Raw genomic sequence first — 2,548 nt, forward strand, 5'->3', positions numbered from 1 at the left:
GGCCGGGCGGCGGGTGGCGACCAGGTCGACGACCCGGCCGAGCAGCGGCGCGGTCAGCAGGCCGATCGCGGTCGCCGCGACGAGCATCGTGAACGCGGCCGCCGTCCGGCCCTTCGCCCGGCCGAGAAGCTCGCCGAGGACGGCGCGGATCCGGCGGCCGTCGGCCACCGGGAGGAGTTCGCGGGTCATGACAGCACCGCCGCTCGGTAGTCGGGACGACCGGCCAGCTCGGCGTGACTGCCTTCGCCCGCGACGCGCCCGTCGTCGAGCAGGACGACGCGGTCGGTGGCCGCCAGCAGCGCCGGGCTGGTGGTCACGAGGATCGTGGTGCGGCCGCGCCGCAGCTCGGCGAGCCCCGCGGCGATCCGGGCCTCGGTGACCGTGTCGACGGCGGTCGTCGGGTCGTGCAGGACCAGCACCGGCGCGTCGGCGGCGAGCGCCCGGGCGAGCGCGACGCGCTGCCGCTGCCCGCCCGACAGCGACCGCCCGCGTTCGGTGACGGCGGTCGCGACCCCGTCGGGCAGCGCGCCGGCCACCTCGTCGACGGCGGCCGCGGTCATCGCCTCGGCCGTTTTCGGGCCGGTCTCGATGTTCTCGGCGACCGTGCCGGCGAACAGGTCCGCGTCGTGCGCGGCGACCAGCACCACCTCGCGCACCCGGTTCGGGTCCACAGTGGACAGGTCCACCGAGTCGACCGACACCGAGCCGCCGGTGGGATCGGCGGCGCGGCCCAGGCAGTCCAGGAGGTCGGTCGCGGCGGCCGGGTCGGTGGCCACCACGCCGAGCAGCTCGCCCGGGCGTGCTTCGAAACCGACGTCGCGCAGGGCGCCGCGGTTCAGCGCGGACAGCTTGACGTGCCCGGCCGCGGGAGCCGGCAGCGTCGCCTCCCCGGTGCCGACGGCGGGCGGCGCGTTCAGCACGTCGGCGATGCGCGCGGCGGACGCCCGGCCCTGCGCGAGCTCGCCGTTGACCCACGAGAAGATCGAGAACGGCGTGATCAGGTACTGCGCGAGCCCGACCGCGGCGACCAGGTCGCCGACGCTGATGTCGCCCGCCGCGGCGAGGTTGCCGCCGACCAGGGCGACCACGGCGATGAAGATCCCGGTGAGCGCCAGCAGCGCGCCGTTGTGCCAGGCCTGGGCGCGGGCCGCGCGCAGGGTCGCCCGCAGCGAGTCCTGGCTGGTCCGGCGGTAGCGGTCGACGGCGGCGCGTTCGGCGCCGACCCCCTTCAGCACCCGCAGCCCGGCGACGAGGTCCGTGGCGACGCCGGAGGCGAACGCCGACCGCTCCTGCTCGGCCTCGCTGCGGCGCTCGAGGGGCTTCCCGACCAGGTGCGCCAGGTACAGCATCGGCGGCGTGCCGAGCAGCACGAGCAGGCCGAGCGGCAGGGACATGGTGAGCAGCACGACGGCGCTGACCAGCAGCCCGGCCAGTCCGGCGACGCCGAAGGGGAGGACGCCGTTGACGGTGCCGACGCGCTTGGCGTCCGACGTCCCGATGCTCACCAGCTCGCCGGCGAGGGTGCCCGAGTCGGCCACGCCGCCGGGGTGCAGCACGCGGCGCCCGACGTCGAGGCGGAGGTCGTGGGCCGCGCGTTCGGCGGCGCGCTCGCCGAAGCGGGCGCCGAGCCGGTAACTCGTGGACAGCACGGCGAAGAGCACGCCCAGTACCGCCAGCCAGCTCAGCAGCGTGCCGATCGAGCCGCCCGCGACGGCCTGGTCGATGACCACGCCGATGACCACCGGGACCAGTGCTTCGCCGCCTTGGTGGCACGCGGTCAGCAGTGCCGCGAGCGCCACCGGTCGTCGTTGCCCGGCGATCGACCGGCGGAGGACCTGCCGTCCCGTCGTGCTCACCCGCGCCTCCCTCTCCAGAGCTGGGATAGGTAAGGCTAGTCTAAGTAAAGAAGTTACGGGAAGACGGTCGGCTTCGTCTCATTCCGCGGTTCCGTCGCCGGTTCGCCGAACCGGGCCAGTGCGAGCGCGGCCACCACGGCGAGGGCGAACCCGGCGACGGCGACGACCGCGAAGCCGGGCCGGGTGCGGTCGCCGAGCACGAGCACGCCGACCAGCGACGGGAACACCGTCTCGCCGAGCACCATCATCGCGGTCGAGGTGGTGACGCTCCCGCGCTGCAGCGCCGTCGCGTAGAACAGCATCGCCATCCCGCCCGCGATCGCGACGGTGTAGGTCGCGAGGTCGGTGAGCAGGTCGAGCGGCGCGAGGCTGGGGATGATCCGGCCAGCGATGGCGACGACGCCGAAGCACAGCCCGGCGACGATCCCGAGGGCCGGCGTCCGGATCCGGCGGCTCGCCCGGCCCGCGGCGATCCCGGCCACGGCGAGAAGGGCGACCGCGGCGACGAGGACGAGGCGGAAGCCGAGCCCGACCGGATCGGAGCCCTCGCTTTCGGCGGCGGCGCCGAGCAGGGCGAGCCCGGCGCACACGACGCCGAAAGCGAGGGCTCCGATCCGGTCGGGCTCGGCTTCCGCCTCGTCCTCGTCGCCGCGGTCGCCCTTCTCGCCGTGGCCGGGCTCCCCCCGGGCCGG

The 2,548-nt window shown here is 75.6% G+C and carries 2 protein-coding genes and 1 pseudogene; all 3 read right to left on the reverse strand.

Annotated features, from left to right (window positions below; genetic code table 11):
* Positions 1-189 (reverse strand): annotated as a pseudogene (locus CCN39_RS45755) (ABC transporter ATP-binding protein); the annotation flags it as partial.
* Positions 186-1,856, reverse strand: a complete 1,671-nt coding sequence (locus CCN39_RS45760; RefSeq protein WP_086853218.1) for an ABC transporter ATP-binding protein — start codon at positions 1,854-1,856, stop codon at positions 186-188. The gene CCN39_RS45760 and the pseudogene CCN39_RS45755, both read right to left, overlap by 4 nt.
* Before the next feature lie 53 nt (positions 1,857-1,909).
* Positions 1,910-2,548, reverse strand: a 639-nt coding sequence (locus CCN39_RS45765; protein ID WP_491844440.1) for a DMT family transporter, incomplete at its 5' end; no start/stop codon positions are given.

Origin of the sequence: Amycolatopsis kentuckyensis (assembly GCF_002155975.1) — a bacterium.
Lineage (GTDB): Bacteria > Actinomycetota > Actinomycetes > Mycobacteriales > Pseudonocardiaceae > Amycolatopsis > Amycolatopsis kentuckyensis.